The organism is Paenibacillus sp. 2003, assembly GCF_031455635.1.
In the GTDB taxonomy this organism is placed as follows: Bacteria; Bacillota; Bacilli; order Paenibacillales; family Paenibacillaceae; genus Paenibacillus; species Paenibacillus amylolyticus_B.
In genome coordinates this window covers 1460139-1483431 of sequence record NZ_JAVDTB010000001.1, presented here as the reverse complement: position 1 = coordinate 1483431, position 23293 = coordinate 1460139, and the positions used below count along the sequence as shown (strand labels likewise).

At 44.3% G+C, this 23293-nt stretch carries 20 protein-coding genes; 5 read left to right on the top strand and 15 right to left on the bottom strand.

Annotated features, from left to right (window positions below):
* Position 1: 1 nt before the first annotated feature.
* The 5 genes from J2X75_RS06675 to J2X75_RS06655 form a co-directional block, all read right to left on the bottom strand.
* Positions 2 to 961, bottom strand: a complete 960-nt coding sequence (locus tag J2X75_RS06675; protein ID WP_091016421.1) for an ABC transporter permease — start codon at positions 959 to 961, stop codon at positions 2 to 4.
* A 267-nt stretch (positions 962 to 1228) separates the two neighbouring features.
* Entirely contained in the window at positions 1229 to 1666 is a 438-nt protein-coding gene (locus J2X75_RS06670; protein WP_310335160.1) for a hypothetical protein, read from the bottom strand.
* Positions 1667 to 2070: 404 nt separating this feature from the next.
* Positions 2071 to 2961: a UDP-N-acetylmuramate dehydrogenase gene (gene murB, locus J2X75_RS06665; protein WP_091016425.1), complete on the bottom strand. Its 891-nt coding sequence runs from the start codon at positions 2959 to 2961 to the stop codon at positions 2071 to 2073.
* Positions 2962 to 3226: 265 nt separating this feature from the next.
* A complete protein-coding gene (locus J2X75_RS06660) occupies positions 3227 to 4207 on the bottom strand; it encodes an SDR family NAD(P)-dependent oxidoreductase (RefSeq protein ID WP_310335158.1) in 981 nt (326 codons plus the stop codon).
* Between the two features lie 175 nt (positions 4208 to 4382).
* Positions 4383 to 5006: a hypothetical protein gene (locus J2X75_RS06655; protein WP_310335157.1), complete on the bottom strand. Its 624-nt coding sequence runs from the start codon at positions 5004 to 5006 to the stop codon at positions 4383 to 4385.
* Between the two features lie 163 nt (positions 5007 to 5169).
* Here J2X75_RS06655 and J2X75_RS06650 point away from each other — a divergent pair, with 163 nt between their 5' ends.
* Positions 5170 to 5844 carry a class I SAM-dependent methyltransferase gene (locus tag J2X75_RS06650; RefSeq protein ID WP_310335155.1) on the top strand — a complete coding sequence of 225 codons (675 nt, stop codon included), beginning with the start codon at positions 5170 to 5172 and terminating at the stop codon, positions 5842 to 5844.
* Between the two features lie 69 nt (positions 5845 to 5913).
* Here J2X75_RS06650 and J2X75_RS06645 read toward each other — a convergent pair whose 3' ends face one another.
* From J2X75_RS06645 to J2X75_RS06625, 5 genes are all read right to left on the bottom strand, one after another.
* Positions 5914 to 7317 carry a PQQ-binding-like beta-propeller repeat protein gene (locus tag J2X75_RS06645; RefSeq protein WP_310335153.1) on the bottom strand — a complete coding sequence of 468 codons (1404 nt, stop codon included), beginning with the start codon at positions 7315 to 7317 and terminating at the stop codon, positions 5914 to 5916.
* Between the two features lie 197 nt (positions 7318 to 7514).
* The gene (locus J2X75_RS06640; RefSeq protein ID WP_310335151.1) at positions 7515 to 9566 is read right to left on the bottom strand and encodes a serine hydrolase domain-containing protein; all 2052 of its coding nucleotides are present in this window, start codon (positions 9564 to 9566) and stop codon (positions 7515 to 7517) included.
* Between the two features lie 110 nt (positions 9567 to 9676).
* Positions 9677 to 10975 (bottom strand): sensor histidine kinase, encoded by a 1299-nt coding sequence (locus J2X75_RS06635; protein ID WP_310335148.1) that lies wholly within the window; start codon positions 10973 to 10975, stop codon positions 9677 to 9679.
* Between the two features lies 1 nt (position 10976).
* On the bottom strand, positions 10977 to 11717 hold the full coding sequence (locus J2X75_RS06630) for a LytR/AlgR family response regulator transcription factor (protein ID WP_310335144.1): 741 nt from the start codon (positions 11715 to 11717) through the stop codon (positions 10977 to 10979).
* A 196-nt stretch (positions 11718 to 11913) separates the two neighbouring features.
* The gene (locus J2X75_RS06625; protein WP_223869087.1) at positions 11914 to 12678 is read right to left on the bottom strand and encodes a YheC/YheD family protein; all 765 of its coding nucleotides are present in this window, start codon (positions 12676 to 12678) and stop codon (positions 11914 to 11916) included.
* A gap of 207 nt (positions 12679 to 12885) precedes the next feature.
* On the opposite strand from J2X75_RS06625, the gene J2X75_RS06620 reads away from it, so the two are divergent.
* The gene (locus J2X75_RS06620) at positions 12886 to 13695 is read left to right on the top strand and encodes a DUF6492 family protein (protein ID WP_310335142.1); all 810 of its coding nucleotides are present in this window, start codon (positions 12886 to 12888) and stop codon (positions 13693 to 13695) included.
* A 17-nt stretch (positions 13696 to 13712) separates the two neighbouring features.
* A complete protein-coding gene (locus J2X75_RS06615; protein ID WP_310335140.1) occupies positions 13713 to 15086 on the top strand; it encodes a sugar phosphate nucleotidyltransferase in 1374 nt (457 codons plus the stop codon).
* A 106-nt stretch (positions 15087 to 15192) separates the two neighbouring features.
* Here the strand turns inward: J2X75_RS06615 and J2X75_RS06610 are convergent, their stop codons facing one another.
* From J2X75_RS06610 to J2X75_RS06590, 5 genes are all read right to left on the bottom strand, one after another.
* The gene (locus J2X75_RS06610) at positions 15193 to 18012 is read right to left on the bottom strand and encodes a glycoside hydrolase family 2 TIM barrel-domain containing protein (protein ID WP_310335138.1); all 2820 of its coding nucleotides are present in this window, start codon (positions 18010 to 18012) and stop codon (positions 15193 to 15195) included.
* Positions 18013 to 18200: 188 nt separating this feature from the next.
* Positions 18201 to 18995 (bottom strand): SDR family NAD(P)-dependent oxidoreductase, encoded by a 795-nt coding sequence (locus J2X75_RS06605; protein ID WP_310335136.1) that lies wholly within the window; start codon positions 18993 to 18995, stop codon positions 18201 to 18203.
* A gap of 130 nt (positions 18996 to 19125) precedes the next feature.
* On the bottom strand, positions 19126 to 20124 hold the full coding sequence (locus J2X75_RS06600) for a helix-turn-helix domain-containing protein (protein WP_310335135.1): 999 nt from the start codon (positions 20122 to 20124) through the stop codon (positions 19126 to 19128).
* A 206-nt stretch (positions 20125 to 20330) separates the two neighbouring features.
* Complete coding sequence (locus J2X75_RS06595; protein WP_124114605.1) at positions 20331 to 20936, bottom strand: esterase/lipase family protein; 606 nt, start codon at positions 20934 to 20936, stop codon at positions 20331 to 20333.
* Positions 20937 to 21089: 153 nt separating this feature from the next.
* A complete protein-coding gene (locus tag J2X75_RS06590) occupies positions 21090 to 21398 on the bottom strand; it encodes a hypothetical protein (protein WP_307543152.1) in 309 nt (102 codons plus the stop codon).
* Between the two features lie 162 nt (positions 21399 to 21560).
* Between J2X75_RS06590 and J2X75_RS06585 the strand changes: the two genes are divergently transcribed.
* Positions 21561 to 22796, top strand: coding sequence for a GAF domain-containing hybrid sensor histidine kinase/response regulator (locus J2X75_RS06585; protein WP_310335133.1), 1236 nt, complete (start codon positions 21561 to 21563; stop codon positions 22794 to 22796).
* A 42-nt stretch (positions 22797 to 22838) separates the two neighbouring features.
* On the top strand, positions 22839 to 23264 hold the full coding sequence (locus J2X75_RS06580; protein WP_124114602.1) for a hypothetical protein: 426 nt from the start codon (positions 22839 to 22841) through the stop codon (positions 23262 to 23264).
* The last annotated feature ends 29 nt before the right edge of the window (positions 23265 to 23293 follow it).

Below are 23293 nucleotides of genomic sequence, written 5' to 3'. Positions count from 1 at the left end.
ATTACCACAACCCCTCTCCTGATTTTCTCGCTAGCCGATTGAAGACCCAGAGCAGAATGAAGCCAATCACCGACTGAAATAGACCAATCGCTGTTGTTACGCTATATTGCCCTTGCAGGACACCAGAGCGGTATACGTACGTTTCAATGATATCCCCTACCGAGTAGGTCATCGGTGTCAGCAGGTTATAGATCTGATCAAAGCCAAGTTCCAGGAAATTGCCGATATTCAGCAGGAACAGGGTTAAGATCGTCGGGAACAACGCAGGCAATGTAATGTAGATCGTTTGCTTCCAGCGGTTCGCTCCGTCCATCACTGCCGCTTCATATTGCGTGGGATCAATGCCACTTACCGCAGCGAGATATATAATCGTTCCCCACCCTACCTCTTTCCAGATGGAGGACAAGACAACAATAGGTCGGAAATATTGCTCCTGCTGCATATACAGGATCGGCTCGAACCCGAACCATCCACGGACAGCGTTTACAAAACCACCCGAGGCTAGCACCTCAAACACGATCCCCCCGACAACAACCCAGGAGAGAAAATGAGGCAGATAAAACAGACTCTGCAAAAAGCGTTTGGCAAGCATTTTTCTCACTTCGTTGAACAATAGCGCTAGCAGGATCGGAGCAGGAAATCCGATCACCAGTTTGTATAAGGCAATCAGAGCTGTGTTCCGAAGCACATGATAGAAGTCCTGATACGTAAAAATAAACTTGAAGTTATCCAGGCCAACCCATGGACTGCTCCATATGCCTTTCATAATCTGAAAGTTCTGAAATGCAATCACGCTTCCGCCAAGTGGAATGTACTTGAAAATAATATAGAACAAAATGCCGGGCAGGATCATGACATACAACATCCAGTGTTTTCGAATGTTACGCAGATAACTTGGTTTGACGGGTTTGTTGACTGTAACCCCGGGTTGCAACGTTGATGTTTCCGACAGCTCAGCCATACGATCGCAGGCCCCCTTTGACAGAATGATGGTGAATGACGAGCAGGCTCCTCTGTTCACATGTTAAGCGAGAGCGGGGTCAGCAACAATCGTTCAATCAGCCATAGCATGAGCCAATCGCTTGCGTGACGCGGGTTTGCAGGATCGGTTCATTCACTGGCGGAATGGTTGGTACTACATTGGCAACAAAAAAAGCCGCCATAGGCGACCTCTGAAGCGATTATGGTGTTGTTTACTTTTCACTTTATGTCCTTAATAGTCCATATCTCATTTCCCCAGAGTTAACGACCCGCTGTCATTGGCATCTTTAATTTGTTCATGGGCAATGAGTTTCCCTTCTTCGTTAAATCCCTTCATTACATATGGGATAGCGGCTGACGGAGGAAGGAAAACATACCAGATTAGATGTCCCGGACTCACCTCAACCAGTTTCGCTTCGGTCTCAATCACTTTTCCATCGTCCTTGGTCTCTACATATAAACGTTTAATGGATGAATCTTTAATATTACCAAACAACATGGGAAACGGGGCCGAAACTTTATCCAACTTCGGTATACTCATATAATCCAAAGCAAACTTGGTGTGTTGACCCTCACTTATGGAATAACCTCCACCCCATACCCATTTCCATCCAAACATGTTCTTGCGGGTATACTCCATTTGAAGATTACTGTTGTTTTCCCGCCCCTTTTTTTGTGTGAACAAAATCATGCCTCCGTCTACAGCCTCCTGATGAATAAATTGGGAGGTATAAAACTCACCTCTAAATTCCTGAACTGCCCTCTCAGGACTGTTCGCTATAGGAATCTGTATAGGTTCACTTAATCCCCAAACTTTAGATATCCGTTGATCGGCTAGGCCGCCTGCACGTTCATTCATATACATATATGTCAGGACTGACAAGGGCGACAGTAAAATTATCATAGCCGCGATTAGCAGGATTCTCCTGTTACGTTTGAACATCTCCAAGTGCACTCCTTATAATCACGATGAAATATTAAATACAATCACTCTAATATTACCATAATTAGCATATGGATTCTTGTCCGAGTCCAATTCGTCCAATCAAAAAAGGTCACCAATGGCGACCTTTTAAGTATTCATCGAAGCTATTCTCCCAGAAAGATGACTTCGGTTTCCAATTCAACTTGGAACGTATCATATACTTTCTTCTGAATAAATTGGATCAGATCCATATAATCCTGGGCAGTAGCATGATCCACATTTACGATAAAACCTGCATGCTTCATGGAAATTTCAGCGCCCCCGATGCGAGTGCCCTGCAAGTTACAATCCTGAATCAGTTTACCAGCAAAGTGTCCTTCCGGTCGTTTAAATACACTTCCACAAGACGGGAATTCAAGCGGCTGCTTGGATTCTCTCAGGAACGTTAATTCCTTCATTTTGCTTGCAATATCTTCCTTGTTTCCTTTTTTGAGCCCGAATTCGGCCTCCAGTATGATATAGTGATCCATCTTGAAGAGACTATTTCGATAACCAAACTTCATCTCTTCTCGCGGAATCTCCAACACTGCACCGTCTTTGGTGATCACAGTCGCACGTTCAACAACATCTGCGATCTGACCGCCATAGGCACCCGCATTCATGTAAAGTGCGCCCCCCGTGCTGCCGGGAATACCGCAAGCAAACTCCAAACCAGTTAAGCTATGCTCCAAAGCAAGTCTGGATACATCAATGATATCAACACCGCTTTGGGCAATCATGCTGTCCTCACTCACTTTAATTTGATCGAAATGACTAAGGGAAATGGTTACACCACGGATGCCTCCATCTTTAATGATGACGTTGGAGCCTTTGCCAATAACCGTCAGCGGCAATTGATGTATGTTGGCAATCTCTACGATTTTAGTGATTTCGTCTATCGTTGTTGGATGGATGAGGATATCTGCTTTACCACCAATTTTAATAAACGTGTGATTTTTTAGCGGTTCATTAAATTTCACTTTTTCCAAAGGTATGTGTTGCTCAAAAATATTCATGATTTTCTCTCCCTGCGTTCTCAAAAAGAACATGATTCCTCTATTTTAAATGGAAAAGCACTCACATTACAATCCATCACAGTTATTTCACTTCACTGAGCCGTATAATGTATCCTTTCTTCCCTCTATTCTGATATATGATATTCACCTAACCATGAGGGATGTTACTTTCTCAATTCGTATGAGCAAAAATAAAAAAACGCTACTGACAACTTCAGTAGCGTTTAGTGTGTATCTCAATTTAATTGTTGTGTAAATCAAGGTTTTACATGGTTGGGATATCCGTATCCGTCAGCTCCACGGACAGTTTCCATAGTCGAAGAGCTTGCTCAGGATCAATCGCATATTCCTTCACTCCGTAGAAACCTCCATCTTCGGGAGCCATTTCACTGATGTCACAATCCTCGCAGTAGACACCACCTTTGCCCTCAAGCTGAGGAGAGGTTGCTGCCCAGACTTGCGTTGCCGCCCCCTGCTCAGGTGTTTTGAACGCCGGATTGGCGACTTGTCCAGATTCATCAATCCATCCCAGAGCAATCATCTCATCTTTCGGCATATGACGCTGCAACGGCGTCATTATTCCACCTGGATGAACCGAGAATGCACGCACTCCCTGTTCAGCTCCACGTCTGTCCAGCTCAACGCTGAATAATATGGTTGCTGTCTTGGACTGACCATAAGCAGGGAATTTCTCATAACCATGCTCAAACTGGATGTCATCCCAACGAATCGGTGAGAAATGATGTCCCGCTGATGCCAAGGAAACAACACGTGCGCCACCCCGACTTGCAAGTGCTGGCCATAACAGATTAGTCAGTGCAAAGTGGCCTAGGTGATTGGTTGCAAATTGAGCTTCCCAGCCCTGACCTACCCTTGTCTCCGGACAAGCCATGATGCCCGCATTAAGAATCAGCATGTCGATGTTGCGATCACTCGCGAGGAATCGCTCGGCAAAAGCACGAACGCTGGATAAATCAGCGAGGTCCAATGCATCTATTTCAACACCTTCCAGACCCGAAAGTGCTTCCTTCGCAACCGCTGGACGACGTGCAGTCACCACTACACGGGCTCCCGCATTAACAAGCGCATGTGTCGTCTCCAACCCGAGGCCGGAATATCCACCCGTTACAATAGCAAGCTGTCCTGACAATTCCAGATCTTTCAATACATCCTCCGCTGTACTGCTATGGTTGAAGCCAGAGCCTATTTTATGTTGTAAAGTTCTAAAATTATTTTCCTGTGTCATTCTGTTCATCTCCTTGGCAATATTTCTTCTTCTTCTTCTTCAAAGTCTACACCCTAGAGCGTACTCTAAGTCAAATGGAAGTGAATACATCACCTCGCAACTTCTCCGTGAAATCTGCAAAATTAAAAAAGTCGCCAGTTGGCGACTTTCGTTGAAAAGATTATAGTCATCTAAGTTACGAATCACCCTGAACGGTGGATAACGAAACAAGGACCGGGCTGGCGAAATCAGAGGCCTCTTCTCCTTTTGGATTATGAAGACGGAATAAAAATGCGTCCCCTTCTTCTGATTTCCAGACCATATAATCGCTAATTCCTTCTTCACCAGAGGCCTGAAGATAGAGCTCGGCATAACCAAGCGGGTGTTCTACCAGTTCTCCACTATAATCGGATACCTTACCGGCTTTTTCTAATTCTTCTTTACCCGCTGTCTCCAGTTCTGCCAGATTATAATCCGAAGGCAGTGGTTCAATATCCACATAATAGTCAGCATTACTAGTCAGTGACAGACGGCCTTGAGCAGCATCAAATGTGAATTTCTCGAATACGTACAAGGAAAATCCTTCTCCTTGTTGCAAGGTCGCTTCTAGTGATTGATTGCCATCTGCCGTCAACATTTCAAAACTTTCGGTCTGTTGACGCTTGGTTTCATTTCCTGTTGAAGGTGCTGGAGCAGATTCACCTACTGGCATTGATGGTTCAGGGATAGCCGAAGGTTCATTATTACCAGAGCAAGCTGTAAGTGTTAGAACTATAACGATTAACGAGATACTCATCATAATAGAACGTGGTTGAAACATCAGGTTCATTCCTCCCTGTCTATATTCTGCGCTTACATGTTATTACCCATGGCAGAGACTCGGAACCCATAGGTCCAACCTATGAGTTTATCCATAATCAGTATTTCCCTTGATCCCTTCCAGTTTGTAAAATATGGAGAAAACCTCAAGGAGTGATGAGCACATGGAATTCTCAGTAAAGCAGCTGTTTGATAAGGTAGCCCAAGATTATGATGTGCAGCGAAAGCAGCTTATCCCTTGTTTTGATGATTTTTATGGAATGGCTCTGGATCTAATGGAAAGCCCGATCGATTCTCCACGTATTCTTGATCTGGGTGCAGGAACGGGACTGCTCTCCGGATTGGTCCTGCAAAAGTATCCCAACGCGCGATTAACCCTGATCGATATTAGTGATCATATGCTCGAAGGAGCACGTCGAAGATTTGCTGATTCGAACCATGTGCAGTATGTGGTCGGGGATTACTCCAAGTACGATTTCACCAGTTCCTACGACATGATTATTTCCTCCCTGTCTATTCACCATCTGACCCACGCTGACAAGAAAAAGGTGTTTGACTCTGTACATAAGCTGTTAGAACCAGGTGGATGCTTCATCAACGCAGATCAGGTTCAGGGAAGAACCCTCGATACGGACACCTATTACCGCCAGCGCTGGTTAGAAGCGATTCAACAAAGTGGTTTGTCTGAGGAAGCCATCTCGGCTTCGATCGAAAGACGCAAGGTGGATATCAATGCCACGCTGGAGGATCAATTGAAGTGGTTGGAGGAAGCGGGGTTTCGTGTGGCAGATTGCATGTACAAGTACTTGGACTTTGCAGTGTTTTATGCGCAAAAATAAAAAAAGACCGGATTATGAGCAAGCTATGCCGTAATCCAGTCTTCTCACATATTTTTCATTCTAAATCACTTATTTCAGCGATGCTGGCAGCTTAACGCCGAGAAGTTTGCCTTCGGCTTGGATGATGATCATTCCGTTTGTCTTCAATGTCGTGTTGTGCAGATCTCCCCCGGTAGCGACTCGAAAAGCTGGCTGACCCGTCATCATGTTGAGGGCAAGCAGGGTGCCGTTACGTTGCGCTCGATACATTCCTTTACCGTAAACATCAATCTGAGAAACCGGGGCATCACCATGCCACTGAACCTCCTGACCATTAGCCAGCTTAATGCCTTTAAGTTCACCTGTCTCGAGGTTTTTGTACACCAGCCGTTCCTGTACAATGCCAAGTAACTCCATTTTGTCCCCGTAAGGTTGGTGAAACGTTCGAATTGGCGTAGTTTCCGACTTGGTTGTATTCAACGAATACTCCGCTATGTTGTCCCCCTGCGCAATGTACAGTTTGTCTTTATTGACAAGTATACCTCCTCTACCATTCATATACGGTGGGTCACCCGGCATGGTCCACTTGTACTCCTGACTTCCTTTCAACACACCGGTCTTCAGGTTGTACGCATTAACTTTCCATTTGCGTTCAGGTGAAGACTCATCATCTTCCAACATTGGAGAATAAAAATCCACCGAATACACAAGACCGTCTTTGATCTGAATACCTTCCCCCTGACCAAAATGACCCCATAACTTCTTGCCCGTTTTCTTGTCATACGCATTAAGTTGAACGGATGTAAGTGCCCCTTGGACAAAAAAGGTTCTCAGTACAATACCATTAGACTCTTCAAGATATTCAGTACCGTGACCTTCGCCTAATGGCTCATCTGCCTTCCAGCGCAGTTTGCCTGACTGGATATCCAGTGCAAACGTTGTACTCCCCTTAATCACGTAGAGGGTATCCACCGTTGGAATCAGCACTTCCGTACGTTGAACCGTATCAATCCAGGTGGATGTGCCTGACTGCCATTTGGCTTTGCCTGTCTTTGCATTCAAGGCATATGGCTTGTAATCACTGGTAAGTCCGTAGAGGACGCCGCCTTGATAAGTAATATAAGGTGTCAGTTCTTTGCCGTAAGTCCACAACCGTTTACCTGTTGTCGCATCAAGTGCAACCAACTTCGATCCAGCAAACGTGAATACTTTGCCTTCTTCTGCAATGGCATTAGCTCCGATGTACGTCTCGTTCATATTCAAATGGTTATCTACTTTCGCTGTCCAAGTAGGTTTCAGTTCAGGCACTGTGATGCGCTGATACGAGTACCAGTTACGGATGGATACATCCGATGCTTCAGCATGTACCTGAGATGGCAACACGCCGATGACTCCGTGAACCATTAATATTCCGGCAGTAAGGCCTGCAACGATGGGTCTGCCTGCTCTTCTTTTCCATTGCTTAGTCGTTTGACGTTTATGTCTATTAGTCATAGATAATGAATCCTCCTGTTAAAAATTAGCCTGATATATAACTACATAAATTTAACGAGTAATGAGGCCGAATTGTTACCAGATTGTTAAATTATTCTAAAAATAAAATCAAAAAAGCCGCCATTAGGCGACTTCCTGAATACGACATTATTTATGTGACAAGCTGCGAATGCGACTTTGTAAAAGCAGTCCCTGCTTTACTTTAATTCAATCTGGAATACATCACCGGCGTCCCCACCAAAAACGATAAAACCACTTTTCGGGAGCTTCGTTGATTCCTGATTGGTTGCTACAGAGAAGTCAACCATTTCCCCTTTATCATTATACACTGCGTAACCTCCGGTCTTCGGAGAATCCACCGTGATGGATTTGTTACCCGATCGGGCGTTGATCGCATACCACCGGGCTTGACCGTTTGCCGGAATAGTTGTAATTCCTTTTTTCCCACCAAAGATTGGAGTAATTGCATCCTCTGCAATGTATTCCTGTCCATCCTGAATCAAAATCTCAGCGCCATTCTTCGTGTAGAATTGCAGATCAAACGCGTCTCTTCCGTTCATCACAGGAATCTGGGCGACATTCTCTGCGTTGTTCATATCCTTGATTTGCGTACCATTGGCGTAACCATTTTCGGCATCAACGGATAGATTCTTAATCAGCATCGATGGAAGCAGATAAAAGATCGATGTTATTTTTTCATCCAACGCGTAATATTTCGAGCCGTCACGAGCTGTCCACTTCTCTTTAGTTGCTGCGTCAAGCGCATTATGATCCAGTTTTTGATAATCATACGTGTTCATTACCGTTTGGCCTATGCCGGGTAACGTTATCATGCCTTGAACTTTAACATACACCTTGTCATTACGTTCCTTCACAAAACTAGCTTTCACACTGCCATCCGCACTTGTAAAATGTTCGTCCCCTGTGTACACATAGTTCTGCTCAGGAATAATTCCTCCCAGCAAAGCAGGCAGTTGCATCTCACCATCCTTAATCGCTATATCCAATGTCTCTCCTACCGTACCATAGAGACCGGAGTACGAATTTAATTCTGTTGGCATCTTCACTTTGACAGGTGGTGAGAATTTCTGATCAGGCTGAACATCGTCGATGATGCCCTGATCCTCGAGAACGTCCAGCAGCACTTTGCTGGCAAACATCTGATTGTAGACGGAAGATCCACCAGATGATAGAACCGCCATTGAAATATCATGTTCGGGTATAGTGATTAACACGGCATGGTACAACATGGTATCTCCGCCTTTGGCTAACGCGGTAATCCCATAATCGCTGAAAGGTGCAAGGTCAACCGCGTCCCACCCCAAGCCATAATTGATCGTATTTTGCTCATCAGATACCCATATGCCCTTACGATACTCATGAGATTGCATGGCCTTCACTGCAGATTCGGACAGAATATCCGGTCTGTTCCCCATTAAAACCTCTCCGAATTGACTCAATTCTTCTGCGGTGGAGTACACTCCGCCTGTGCCGATAATGTTTGCATTTTCGGTAGGCATCTTCATCTCAAGTGTAGGCCAATAGGTTTCGGATAACTGCGCTCTGTCAAAGGAATCCAAGGGTGTCTTCGTTGATTCCAACTTCAACGGCTCGCTGATGTACTTGGCGATATATTCGCTGTAGCTTAACCCACTCACCCGTTCCACCATAAGCTCCAGCAACTGGAAGCCATCATTGCAGTAGACGGAATAGGTACCCGGCTTTGATTTCAGTTTTTCGGACTGAAGTTTGAGCAATAGTTCATCATGATTGCGGGTGTCATTATCGTCAAACAACATGCTGTTTCCATAATGTGTACCGTAAAGACCGGATGAATGATTCATCAACATACGCGGTGTGATTTGAGTATATCGCGCATCTGCCATCTTAAAGTCCTTGATATACGAAGTAAGCGGCTCATCCAGATCTACTTTACCGGAATCGACCAGCTTCATGGCGGCTGCCGTAACAACCATTTTGCTAACCGAGCCTATTCCATACATGCTATCCTTGTCCACTGGCTTCTGTGATGCCTTATCGTGCAGCCCGACACTATCTGATAAAATGTATTCCCCTTCATCCATGATCGCATATTGCACACTCGTGACACCGTAATTTTTCACCATTTCCTTGGCAATCTGCTCCGCCCGTACCTCGATCGTACCGCTGTTATTCGCCTCTGCGCTGACATCTGCCAGCGGTGTAATTACAAACACTGCTGTACATAAAAGACTAATTAATTTCTTCATCCCATGTCCTCCCACAAATGTTCTTATGAATGAATTCATCATATCCGGTAAGAGACTGATCGAACGCAAACGGACCCTGAATGGAAAAAAACAATCCCCGAACGGTATGTTCAGGGATTGTCAGTGTGAAATGGAAGCACAACCATGTTGTTAAACTTTCGATGCTGATGCTCAATACTCATATGGCCACCATATTTCTCACACATTCTCGATATATTGGTTAGACCGATCCCATGGTACTCCGGATTGGGCTTGTCACTTTTCAAGTCAACAATCGGTTGCTCCACATGATTCATAATCTGGATGACGAGAGCAGATGCCGTGGAATGAATGGCAATGAGGATATATCGATCCTCCGCCTGTCTGACCTTCTTGGAGGCTTCAATTGCGTTATCAAGCATGTTACCAAGCACCACACACAGATCATATCGATCGATCTGGATATGTTGCGAGTGAAGCTGGATTTTGGTGTCGATTTTGATTCCGTTTGCCTGCCCCATAGCCAGGGTATTCGTAACGAGAGCATCAATGACCAGATTGCCGGAGTTCACCCGCTGGTATGCACCTTCAATCGTATTTAACGTAGACTTGATATGGTCACCTGCTGCCGCCAGTTCGTTACGTTGGATACATTCATCAATATACAGAAATTGCTGATTGATATCATGGATGATGGATTTAATGTTTTTGAAACTGTGAACGGTCTTCTCATAGTTGGCATCCTGGTAATCCATCTGACGTTGCAAGTCGGCATTTTCATGCGCGAGCTGTACCTTTTCCACCATATTATCGAATACATAAACAATGAACACATTGAGAAAAAGAGAGCCTAGTACAGAAAAGACGTAAAATATGTTTTTTTCACTATAGATGGAGGCCACATTGATCTGATAGATCGTAATGATCGGTACGATGAGAAACAGCAAATAATAACGATAGTGAACGGCAAAACTTCTACGTTTGGCGACTAGGCGGACAACTTGAATAACAATGAACATGATGCTGCAACCAAGCAGCATCACCTTGGAAAGAATCCAGTGGTCATCTCCGTTGAACTGTTCCCATGAGATGAAATCTGTGGATTCCAAAACTCCGAGAATATATACTGCTATCGTATTCGCCATAGTAATCAGGACTGCATATAGAATGGTAAAAACAAGCTTGATTTTGAACTCCACTTTATAGGACTGTGCCAGACTGAAGATTAATAGCAGAGCAACAGCAGTCGAAACAAGATCGGAGAAGGAAGATGCCAAATAAAAATAACCCAGCATAACAAATACTACGAAATAGAGTGCTCTCTGTGTCTTCCGCTTGGACTTGCCCAGCACAGAATCAAAATAAAAATTCGCCTGAAATGCCATAAGTAAGGTCACAAAGATGATGGAAAAGATCATATAGGCATCCATATCATTGAATCCTCATGATCATGTATTTGGTGTACGCATCTTTGACTTCTTTGACCTTGGATCGGCCTATGGGCAGTTCCGCTCCATTTAACATAACGACTTGGGTACCGGAAAACTTCTGAACATGCATCAGGTTGATGATAATCGAGCGATGAATCTGCAAGAAACCATGGTCTTTCAAACCGCTAGCGTAGCTGGATAAAATGCCTTTGGTCTCATGTACATTTTCCTGTGTCACAAAATTCAACTTGTTCTTTATTGTTAAACTTTTGACGACCTCAATCCAGAGAATATCATCATATTTCAGCAACAGTTCATCATAGTCTGATTTGATTAATACATACTTTTTGTCCAATGCCTGAAAATATTGACACAGCTTAATCATCTTTTCATCGAAAACTTGCGGCTGGATTGGCTTGATCAGATATTGAAAGGTGATGACATCAAAACTCTCCACCATATATTCCGGATAACTGGTCAGAAACATAATCTGTACATCCAGAAACTTCATGTTCCTGATCTCTTTAGCGGTCTGAATCCCGTTCATTCCGCCCATCTCCACATCCAAGATGAGAATATTGAATGTATCCCCAACCTCTCTGTAGTGTGAGAGCAGTTGTTCACCAGATGTGAATAGGCTAATTTGAAAATCAAAATTGGTTTTTAGAGATAAGGAGACCAGCATCGTTTTCACACGTTCTCGTTGTTGCTCCTCATCATCACAGATTGCAATATTGAACATGGGGGAACATCCGCCTTTCATCGACATCGACTCTGAATTTCACTCTCGAATATACTATTTTAGCATAGGTTTCGGAGTCGAATTGGGATGAAATGCATTATTCCGACCCTAAAACGCAGATCAACAAAAAAAGTCGCCACATTGACGACTCTTGAGCTTGAACTTCTCCAGCCATTTCTATGAAAAGTCCGGTCTGTTATTCTGTTTTTTTGGGCACAGCATGGCGGTAATATCGTATGACCTTGCGATACATCGTCTTGTCCTTTAATTGATTGAATATATATGGGTCAGGTTTGACATTTACCTCAATAATCCAGGGTTTCAGACTGTGGTCAAGGCCGATATCCACACCGATTTGCTTTAGATACGGGTACTTTTTTTTCATATGACGAGCTATGCGCAGGCTAAGCTCATTCATCTCCTGAACCAGTTCATTCCTGCGTTTTGTGGATGCATGTGATTGTAGCAGCTTGTGAATATCCATCGGTGTACCACCACTATGATAATTGGTTACGATTTTCTTTGGATGACCCAGTCGGCCGATGATTCCGGTAGCTTCCCAATGTTTGGTCGGGCTTAGCTGTATCATGACTCGGATGTCAAAACGTCTGTTATTGTGCTTAAGAAGATGGATTCCTCTCTGAATCAGATAACTTCTTTTATTCACCAAGCGAGTCAGACTGCTATAAAACGATTCAAAGCTGTCAAACGTCAGACGTTTTTGCTCTATCTGATAGACAAAATGTTGATGACTTTCCATCTCGGCCTTAATAACGCCCATCCCGAAAGTACCTCTCTCGGGTTTGACATAGACCATTCCATATTTGCTGATCATGGATTTCAGATTCGTTTTGTTATATTTCTGTGTGTCGGGGATAAACGGTTTAATTAATTCATTATTAATGATCAATTTTGTTTTTAACCACTTACTTCTTAACGGCTGCAATTTATCAACTCCCATGTCGTAAACTCTCCCTTCAGCAACCGCATCAAAGCCCGCTGTTTGATCAAGATCCTGCATGCATTATATGTAATACCGATAAAGGAGCCCTCAACAAAAGCCCCTATTCATAAAAATGTATATTTGCACATGCCCTGACCAAAACACTTTTGCACACATACCATATAATGATTCATCACGATTTGATTTGTGCAAGGAGTTGAGAAGATGTCCGTACAGCCTGGAATCCGGTTGAATAATGCACCTAAGATTGATGTTCTTATACCGGCGATCGAGAAAGATTTGGCTACCCTTCCCCTCGTCATCGATAACATTCGCCGTTATGTAAAACATCCCATTGGAAGCATATATATTGTTTCTCCGGTCAGCACCAAAATCAGAAAACTTTGTTCCCTTAAAAACTGCATTTTTGTTAATGAGCGATCCGTCCTGCCTCTAACCAAAAACGACATACACTACCAGTCCTCCCGATGGAATCGGTCAGGCTGGTTATATCAGCAGCTGCTCAAAATGAACGGAGATTCCATTGTGAAGGCAAAGTACTTTCTAGTCATGGATGCAGATACCGTACTGATTAAACCTCATTCATTTCTTGTAGAAGGAAAAACAGTCTTTTACTGCCGTGACTGGAGCCAACCGGAATATTTCAATACCTACCGCAAGTTGTTAGGCATGAAAGCTCCGCGTCCCCGCTCTTTTGTCACCCATTATATGCTGTTCGACAAATCGAAACTCGCTGCCTTAAAACAGAAAATTGAAGCGGTTCATAAGCTGCCATGGTACAAAGCGATCATCTCCAATATCAATAAGAAGAAACAGTTTGGTTTCTCCGAGTATGAAACGTATGCCAATTTTATGTATACGAAAAACCCAGGCAGCATGATCCTTAGAAGTTCCAAGAATAAAAGTCTGAATGTGAACGCTTCTTCGTTAAAAGAGCAACAAATCCGCAATCTGGCTCTTAAATATCGTTCTCTTTCCTTTCATAAACGGAAAATCTATAGTAAAGCTCCCTGAGCTTAAGGAGGAAGCCCATGCATATCGTACTGCTGTGCGGCGGCTCTGGCAAAAGGCTCTGGCCTTTATCCAATGAGCTTCGCTCCAAGCTGTTCATAGATATACTTCCATCACCCGCTGGAGGTAGGGAATCCATGATCAGCAGAGTATGCCGCCAGCTTGACAGTTCATCCCTAACGGATTCAACACTCATTATTTCACATCAGGATCAGGCTAATATTACGGAACGACATACTCAAGGCAAAATACCAGTCATTGGGGAACCTTATAAACGAGGTACTTTTACTGCGGCGGCCTTAGCGACGTTATATCTGCAATCCTTCCGAATGGCCAAGGATGACGATGTAATCTGTATCGCGCCAGCTGATGTGTTCGCAGGTGAAGATTTTTTCAGCAACTTCCAATTACTGCCGGACATATTGAAACATTCTCAAGCCGATATCGCTTTAATTGGGACAAGGCCTACACATGCTTCAGAACAGTATGGATACATCCTGCCGGGTGGAGAAGAACGTAATGCTTATGCACCCATAACACAATTTATAGAAAAACCCGAAGCCACCATTGCTGAAACTCTGCTACAACGTGGGGCACTATGGAACTGCGGTGTGTACGCATTCACCGTCGCGTTTATGATATCCCATATTAAAAAAATGGGGCTTCCGGTTCATTATGATCAATTGTCGTCCCTGTATGAAGCGTTGCCTGAACGCAGTTTTGACAAACATGTTGCAGAAAAGGCGCAGCGGGCCGTAGTCCTGCCTTATAAGGGAGTATGGCAGGATATCGGAAGCTGGGATACGCTGTGTGCACAGTTAGATACCCATGTAATCGGACACGGTGGAATCTCGGGTTCTTCCTCCGATTCCTATATTATTAACGAACTTCCCTACCCCATCCAAGTCATTGGCGTGCCAGGTATTATCGCTGCCGCAAGTCCGGATGGCATTCTCATTGCCAATAAAAATAATTCAAATGAAATTAAAGCGCAATTGGGTAACTTGCCATTAAAACCGATGTATGGTGAAGCAACCTGGGGCAGTTATCGTGTCATTGAGAGTTCGTTAGACGATGAGAATACAACTGTAACCACATTAAACATAACGGTTCTACCAGGCAAACATATCGGGTTGAACTGGCATAGAACTGGGTGTAGAGCATGGACCGTGCTTGCAGGCAGTGGGCAAGTGCTTGTCAACGGAAAGGTCATGCAATTGAGTATGGGCACTCAGTTCGCGATTACCAAGGAGAGTCTCTTTTCTATTCTGGCTGAAACCAGGATGGTGATCCTTGAGGTCCGGATCGGAGTAACAGAGGATAAAGACAACATACTTTTTGAAGAAAAAGATTGGAATGTAATCCTAAAAAGTGCAGGTTCATCTAACGCTTAATGGGAGAATGAACCGATTCAATCTGCGTGTCTTATAGCCCCTTCCATTCGCGGAAGGGGCTCATTGGCATAATTAAGGGAAACCTGACACTTCTTCTCCCTATATCTTACTTAAACAACTTGCGAAGTTCCTCTACTTCCAGACGTGCAACGGGCTGGTAAGCGGAACTTTGTACATAACGCTGGAAGCTGTATAACAACTGTCTGCCCTCCAATGTAGTCATTAGACGCTCCAGATTCAGCGCTCCCATCAGCACTCTCCCCTTCCGGACCCGACAATCCATCAAAAGGCCGAGCTTGTGGTTTCGCTCAAAATTGTCAATGGTCTGCACGATCGGATTCAAGTCTTTATCCAACTCATCCAAGATGATCGATGACGACTCGGACACGATGCTCCACCACGGATAAGTTGAGTGCTCCTCTGTGACAAAATGGTCGAAGGCCGGATGATCCTGTTGAATTAACAAGCCCATTGTGCCCACAGGAACTTCTCTTTTCATATTCTCCGAGATGGATCGGAACATAGGGTAAGACCAGAAATCGGTGCTATAGAAACCTTGAATCGCGTGTTGAAGCTGATTGGGATTCGGGAAAAGTAAAATATCCTCGCCCTGCTCAAGCAGCGCCAACGCCTGTTCCGAGAGTTCGGTAAATAGATTCAAACCGCTCAGGTCCACTTCCTCCTGACTCGGGTAGATCCACAGGTCGTAAGACTTACGGATATCCGTGCCCGGAATGGACAGTCTAAGCTCCACTTTGGTCATATTGGAGACTTCAGGAATACGAATGCTGAGATCCGCGACATTCACATAATGTTCTCCATGGGTCGCTGGCAGGTCTGTTTTCCCTTCCAATAGGACGCTTCCTTCGATCTGCTCGCTTTGAATTTCCCACTTCAATTGAAGTCCATCCAATGCTTGTCTCCGGAAGTAACTTAGTTCAATGCGTGCTTCGAACAATTCACCCGCTTGATAATTATATTTGGGGAATCTCGCGAGCAGCACAGCGTCGGAACAAAACGTTCTCCACTCCTCCGGTGTAATCATGCCTTTGGAATCCATGAATGCGTCCAGTACACCCACCAGCGCTGTTCCCTGACCACTGAAATCCTGAAGATCCAGCAGCTGGAACCCGGCTAGTTGCTGCGAACGAAAAGCAGCTTCCAGTTCTTCCTTGTAACATGCGACCGCGAGTTTACCAGAGGCTCTGAAGTAGGCTTCCGCCAGATGTCCCAGCCCTTTGGCATTCAGACGCTCTCGAAACACTTCGAAATTCTTGGCTTTGAGAGAACCCGTATACTTGTTGATCTCCTCGAAATTAGGAAACGTGGCGTACTGTCCTATTTCATGCGAGATGATTGGTACGTGTGAGACAAGTTGGTCACTTCCAGCTTCGGCCTGCACTGTTTTGGAACCTGTCCCATACTGAATCTGAATCTCTTTGTCCCCAGTCTGACCAGAAGGGTCAGCATCGCTGCCTTGCTCAGGTACAATGTTTGAATCGTAATCTTTCAATGTATTTGGCAGGTCGGTCTGCACGTGACCGAGCGGAGCATCACACATCGCATATGAACCTCTGAACAGGCGCTCTTTGGAGAAACGAACCCCGCAGAAGAATTCACTTTCCTCCAGAATGTCCGGCACAAACTGAAAGTTATTCGAACCTTCGGTGTATAGATGACGATGATCATATGCTTTGTATGCCTTCAGGATCGAATTCAATCTGTCCTTGCTTCCCCATAGTTCATTCCCCATGGACATCATGACAAACGAAGGATGATTACCAAAAGCACGCAGCATCGCAAATCCTTCGCTAATCAAGTAATCCTGCTCGGCTTGATTATGCCCATCTGAAGATTCATCCGTAATGGTTCCCCAGAACGGAAGCTCAGGCTCCATGTAGATGCCGAGCAGATCCGCTGCAATAAAAGCAGCCTCCGGAGGACAACAGGTATGGAAACGGTAGTGATTGATACCGTAGGACTTGGAGATAGCGAGAATACGAACCCATTCATCCACATCTGTTGGCGCGTATCCCGTGAGCGGAAAGATCAGCCCGTCATGTTTGCCTCGAAGAAACGTTTTGCGACCATTAATGGTGAATTTGTCTCCAGCAGCCCGGAATTCCCGTAATCCCGTCCATACTTCGGTGGAATCCAGCACTTGGCCGTCCTGATCTTGCAGATGAATATGAAGTTGGTACAGGTTAGGTTCATCATCACTCCATAACATCGCATCTTCGCCAATCTTGTACGTCAGCTGGATTTCCTGCGAATCCGGGGCGAAAATCTGTTCCTCGGTCGTATACACCGGATCTGCACTGACTGCAACAGCCGAAACCACGATTCGTACTTCTTGCAGGTCACCAACAAGTGCTGCCTTGATCTCGAAAGATCGAGTCGCAAGATCGGGATAGACCTGAACATTATCCAGGAAAACACGCTCGAAAAATTGAAGTTCCAATTTCCCGGTGATGCCGTTCCAATTCGTCTGCGTGTCTTCGGATGTAAGGTGACCACCTTTGGTTGGATAATTGGTATTGTCCACTCGAATGGTAATTGTATGAGTCCCAGCGGTTAGCCCTGCCTCAATCTCGTAACGGTGAGGTGTGTTCAGACTGTTTTGTGTTCCGCATTCCACCCCATCGATCCAAACTGTGGTTACTCGTGTTCGTTCCAGATGCAAGAAGCAACATTTGCCAGCCAAGTGTTCGGGAATTTCAATCTCTCGTGAAAACCAGGCATAACCCTCAAATAAGTACTCATCCGTCAGCGCACCGATTAACACATTCTCGTTTTTCTTGCCCTTGGCCGCATGAGATGTAGTATTTGGCAATGTAATAACGTCTGAGAAATTCAGACCACGTTCCACCTTATGTTCATCGAGTTGGAGTTTCCATATGCCTTCCAGATTTATTGCAGCTATCATGATAGTATCCCCTTTTAGATTCATATAATCAATAAAAGTAATCGCTTCCAATGAACAGAAATCGTTTTCGAGAAATCATACCTGTATTATAAACTCGATTGACGCCCCTCGCATAGATCATTTACAAATAAAAAAGTCGCCAATACTGGCGACACCTTATGGATACATATCCTGTATCCTGAACAATTTTAAAATATGGTGGGAACCATGCCCCCGTCCATCCGGATGGGAGAGCCTCTGAAGGCTGAAGCATATGGGCTGCATACAAATGCAGCAAGTCTGCCTATTTCACTTGGCTTGATGAATCGCTGTAATTCGGACTGTGGCAGATTACTCTTCATAAAGTCTTTCTCTTTTTCTTCGAAATTCAACGTCTCATCAGGGTATATGCCCTCAAGGATTTTTTGTACGTTTTCGGACAGTGTTGGACCTGGCAGGATCGTATTGATCGTAACCTCGGTCCCTGCTGTCAGTTTGGACAAACTTTTGGTTAATGACAGCAGCATTGACTTGGTCATGCAATACTGGGGCATCTGGCCTGAAGGCATAAGGGCTTCTTCACTTGCGATGAAAATAATACGCCCGTCATTGTTCTTCACCATTTTAGGTAAATAAAATTGAGACAAGCCATTGGCAGCCAACACATTGGTACGGAAATATTTCTCCCACACTTCATCATTTATGTCTTCATACCTCATGATTTCATATATACCCATGCTATTAATTAATATATCGACCTCAGGAAATTTCTCGAATAAAGCTTGGCGTTGCGCCAGATCCACAAGATCAGCGGTAGCCTTTTGCGGAGAGGTCTCCGGAAAAGTGGACTTGATTTCACGAACTGTTCGTTCCACCTCTTCATCATTGCGTCCATTAATCAGAACATGAACACCTTCTCGAGCGAGTTCTATAGCAATCGCTTTGCCGATCCCTTTTGTTGATCCTGTAACTAAGGCTGTTTTCTCTTTTACTCCCATATCCATCCTGCATTTCTCCTTCTTGATTACAACTATCCGTCAGCTGTTTCTTGAACATTGCGAACAGCTTCATTCACTGGATAGATATAATATTACGCAGTCTGAAGGGCTCAGTAACTAGCATCTTGCGCCAGAGTTAATGCCTGACACGCCAATTCGAAGGAGTATCTCCTTCCCAGGTCCGGAACGCACGATAGAACGAATTCTGGTCTTCATATCCAACCAGGAATGCTACCTCTTTGATATCGAGCGAAGGATCTGCCAGGTACTCCCGGGCCTGCTCACGTCTGGCTTCGGTTAATAATTGCTTGAAGTTTGTGTTCTCTTCCGTCAGTCGCCGTTGCAAGGTACGATCACTCATACAAAGCTCTTTGGCGACCGTCTGGATGTCAGGGCGCTTTCCTGTGAGGTTACGTTTCAAGATCCATTTGACCACTTCAGTAACGGAACGACTGTTCTTCTGTTCGTCCAGCGACCGATCCAGAGCCGGGGTCAGGATCTCCAGTAACTCCTCGTTATACGAGAGAAATGGAAGATTCAGATCTTTTCGCTCTAGCGTCAGCCGATTATGGTTAGAATTCGTATCGACTCGACAGCCGAAGTAAGCTTCAAGGGTATATACGTTGCCCATCAGTTGGGTGAACTCGACCCTTTTGGCCATCAAAGGCTGGACTGTACCCCTCCGTCCAAGTTCAAGCAAAAATGCCAGTGTAATACCGACCAGTAATGGCGGACCTGGTAGCTCCTTATGTAACCATTCGAGTTCAATGATACACTCCTCCCCTGCTTCGGTAATCTGCAAACTCTCGGGAGGACACATCTGCTTGTAACGGACCATTCGATTCAACGCATCATGATAATCACGAGCATGGTACATCGCCAGCACAGGCGGAGGATACTTGGATATCTCATATCCGGTTGCAAGTTTGATGATGCCCTCAGCGGTGTCCCCATTGAGATCAGAGTAGGCCTGCCAGATTGCATAGTACTGAGATTGAGTCACTACAGGTTTATTTATTGTCTCAAGAGATAGTTGTGCTGTGCGAGCGATGTCTTCTGCACCAATCCCTATTTGATGTAATCCAGCCCAAAAGCCTGGGTGAACTTTAATTCGATCATTCGGTTGAGATTGCATACATCCAGACTCCTTTAACTTTGTTCCATTTTTCATTCTGATTTCTAATTATAGAACGAATGTTGCTATTTTTAAATCTTACCTCAGTGAGCCACTTCCGGGTAATACGAAAACACGACTAACCATGAATGGTCCGTCGTGTTCAAGTCAATCATTCAGTATATTATGAAAAAATGCACATTTGTTTGCCATTTTTACAATGTTAGCTACTCATTCAACGCAGTTTTGATCAGGGCATTCACCCGTGAGTTAAACAGCAGACCGATATGGGATACGAGGGAAACCGAAACGTTGTTCGCCCCGTTCAACCGGGAAAGTACCGGGGACACAATCGTGTCACTGGTGGAATAGATCGAAGTCACCTTTATTCCACTCGGAGCTGTCGTTGTGGTCAATCGATTAGCCCCGCCAAGAGTAATCAACTTATCCACTTTGGAAGCGCCTCCACGGTTAAGTATGTAATAGAGACTATTCGCTCCACCCATGCTATGAGCTATAATATTGACTTTTGTATGACCCGTTTCGCGCAGAACATCATCTACGAATCGACTAATTGCTGCGGAGTTCAACAGCTGGTTTCCTTGTTTGCTAGGAAGGTCAATCGCGAATAATTCGTCTCTTGTCCACCCTTGGCTACGCAAATAACTCTCAATTGCTGTAAAATTGCTATCTGAACCAGTCAATCCATGTACCAATACAATGGGTGTACGTGCCGTAGCTGCAGAAGCCTTTGAACTCGATCCTATTCCAGTTATTGATAAGGCAAGGATCATACTCATGAATGCAACAAGTATTAATTTGGTCTTTTTCACTTCATTCACTCTCCTGTAAAATGTTTTATATTCCATATATTACAATCTAACATATGGAATATAAATGAAACTTTAGTCTCATTTTTACAGGAATGTCTAAAGTATACTACAACTAACATGATTACATTTTTATCAAACCTAGTTCTCTACTTCTTATCCTTCAACGATGTCTGCACGTAGATCCGTTGCAATCTCAATCATTTTGGGTACAATAGCTTCGTTAGAAATAGCTACATACAGATCCCCCATGTACAAACGAAAAGCAATCTGTGTTCCCTCAAGGTCCCACATAAAAAAATCCCCATCGATGGACATGGTGCTCTCTGCTCCAACAATGTGAAGAACCGATGAGTAGGTGAATTCGGGCTTGGACTCGAAGTAGAGTTTGCATTCTTCCAGGGAGATGGATTGTTCCGCATTGCTATCTTGTACGGACCGGGTAATTCGAAAACGCTGATTCATTGATTTGCCTCCACCACTTAATATATTTTTCATGTTCCACAGCATCATATTTTCTCATTTCCGTCTTCCACTGTCAAAACCATACATGCTCTATCCTTTGAATTCATATATACTAAATACAGTGCACAACGAATTTCTACAATCAGGAGGAGTCAAATCAATATGTTGAAAACAGAATTCATTGATGTACTATCTATAGTCTCACATAAATTATATGATTCGGCTGCTAATGTTATGGACACGGCAAGCAGGTTAATTCCTGCAAATACGTTTTGTATCGCCCAGTTGGATCACTTATCCACCAAAGTTCTGAACGTATATAATCGTGACAAACTAATTTTAGGTGAGGGACTTGTCGTTGAAAACGCCGAGTCATATTGTGCACTTGTGACTGAACATACCCAAGGTCCATTGGTAATCAATAATAATCTGACTCATCCGTTAACCAAACATATGGACGCTACCGAATTCGTAGGTGGTTGTTCATTTGTCGGTGTGCCTATACATAATGAGAACGGAGAAATCTACGGCTCCCTTTGCTCATTTGATCAGGATTTCTATTCCTATCAACAAAAGGACGTGGATCTGCTTCTCTCCTTGTCTTCATTTTTCACGAGTCTTCTTGAGATGGAAACAACTCTGCAACAGTTAAAACAGGCGGAAGAAACCGCTGCAAAAGTGCTGGAAGAGAAGAAAAATCTCTTAGCCGTCCTTAGCCACGAAATCCGTACCCCGATGAATGGTGTTCTTGCAATGGCAAATCTATTGCAATCTACCAAGCTGAATGAGGATCAATCGTTATATGTTAATGTCATAGAGTCTAGTGGAACCAGTCTGCTATCCATGATGGATCAAATTCTCGACTATTCCAAAGCAGAAGCGGGTGCGATCTCTCTGGAGATTAACCCCTACAGTGTCATTAAAACCGTCGACCATGTACTTCAGTTATTCTCATCTGAAGCACAGAAAAAAGGTATCCGATTATACGCAGAATACGATATAAATGATCATTTGATGCTTATAGGCGATCAGCAAAAAGTCCGTCAGATCCTAATCAATCTTGTTGGCAATGCGTTGAAATTCACGGAGCAAGGTGAAGTATGCATCTCTACGCAGGTATCTGCTGATCCAGAAGGTACACTCCATGCATCTTATGAGATAATAGATACGGGCATCGGCATCCCCCAGGATCGCCAAGATTTATTGTTCAAATCCTATTCGCAAATTCACGGCAACTCCGGAAAGTATGGTGGAGCGGGGCTAGGCCTATCCATCTGTAAACAACTCGCTGAATTGATGGGTGGGATTGTATGGCTTAAAGAAACAAGTCACTTGGGCAGTCGGTTTGCCTTTAATATTTCCAGCGCGTCACCAACGTCCATGCAAATCTCTGAATGAGGAATATATTATTCTATCTGAAACAGATAGGAGGTATATACGTTGACACAATTTCTGGATGCAAGATCTTCGCAAAATGCTGCGTTGTTTAATTCCATTTCTATACCGATTCCAGTGATTAATACGCCTCAACTATTTGCACAGATTGGTCTGCAAACGGTTGGAGCTGGAGCCAATCCACGAGTTTCATTAAAAGGAACCATTACGGTGCGACTACCGCTTGCACTCTTTCAAGTCAGAATTACCATTGTTAGAGGCACCGTTGCTACGGATCCGATTGTTTACTCTGCTAACTTCACTTATGGTTTAAGCGGTCTCCTCAACCCCGAAGTTATTGTTTTCTCTGCCAACGACTATAATCCACCGATCCAGCCACAACTAACGTACACTGCATTTATCAGTACCAACCTGCTCGGAACGGTTCGGGTCGGTCCTGAGAGTTTCGACGGATTTATCGTTTCGGATTAGAATGACTACGTCCACCCCCATACTTTTAA

Bases quoted from the DNA above. Each gene is read 5' to 3' on its own strand.
- J2X75_RS06625 (WP_223869087.1), bottom strand. From the start codon at position 12,678: ATGGGAGTTGATAAATTGCAGCCGTTAAGAAGTAAGTGGTTAAAAACA.
- J2X75_RS06610 (WP_310335138.1), bottom strand. From the start codon at position 18,012: ATGATAGCTGCAATAAATCTGGAAGGCATATGGAAACTCCAACTCGAT.
- J2X75_RS06660 (WP_310335158.1), bottom strand. From the start codon at position 4,207: ATGACACAGGAAAATAATTTTAGAACTTTACAACATAAAATAGGCTCT.
- J2X75_RS06620 (WP_310335142.1), top strand. From the start codon at position 12,886: ATGTCCGTACAGCCTGGAATCCGGTTGAATAATGCACCTAAGATTGAT.
- J2X75_RS06590 (WP_307543152.1), bottom strand. From the start codon at position 21,398: ATGAATCAGCGTTTTCGAATTACCCGGTCCGTACAAGATAGCAATGCG.
- murB (WP_091016425.1), bottom strand. From the start codon at position 2,961: ATGAATATTTTTGAGCAACACATACCTTTGGAAAAAGTGAAATTTAAT.
- J2X75_RS06605 (WP_310335136.1), bottom strand. From the start codon at position 18,995: ATGGATATGGGAGTAAAAGAGAAAACAGCCTTAGTTACAGGATCAACA.
- J2X75_RS06650 (WP_310335155.1), top strand. From the start codon at position 5,170: ATGGAATTCTCAGTAAAGCAGCTGTTTGATAAGGTAGCCCAAGATTAT.
- J2X75_RS06600 (WP_310335135.1), bottom strand. From the start codon at position 20,124: ATGCAATCTCAACCGAATGATCGAATTAAAGTTCACCCAGGCTTTTGG.
- J2X75_RS06645 (WP_310335153.1), bottom strand. From the start codon at position 7,317: ATGACTAATAGACATAAACGTCAAACGACTAAGCAATGGAAAAGAAGA.
- J2X75_RS06630 (WP_310335144.1), bottom strand. From the start codon at position 11,717: ATGTTCAATATTGCAATCTGTGATGATGAGGAGCAACAACGAGAACGT.
- J2X75_RS06640 (WP_310335151.1), bottom strand. From the start codon at position 9,566: ATGAAGAAATTAATTAGTCTTTTATGTACAGCAGTGTTTGTAATTACA.
- J2X75_RS06655 (WP_310335157.1), bottom strand. From the start codon at position 5,006: ATGTTTCAACCACGTTCTATTATGATGAGTATCTCGTTAATCGTTATA.
- J2X75_RS06675 (WP_091016421.1), bottom strand. From the start codon at position 961: ATGGCTGAGCTGTCGGAAACATCAACGTTGCAACCCGGGGTTACAGTC.
- J2X75_RS06585 (WP_310335133.1), top strand. From the start codon at position 21,561: ATGTTGAAAACAGAATTCATTGATGTACTATCTATAGTCTCACATAAA.
- J2X75_RS06635 (WP_310335148.1), bottom strand. From the start codon at position 10,975: ATGGATGCCTATATGATCTTTTCCATCATCTTTGTGACCTTACTTATG.
- J2X75_RS06615 (WP_310335140.1), top strand. From the start codon at position 13,713: ATGCATATCGTACTGCTGTGCGGCGGCTCTGGCAAAAGGCTCTGGCCT.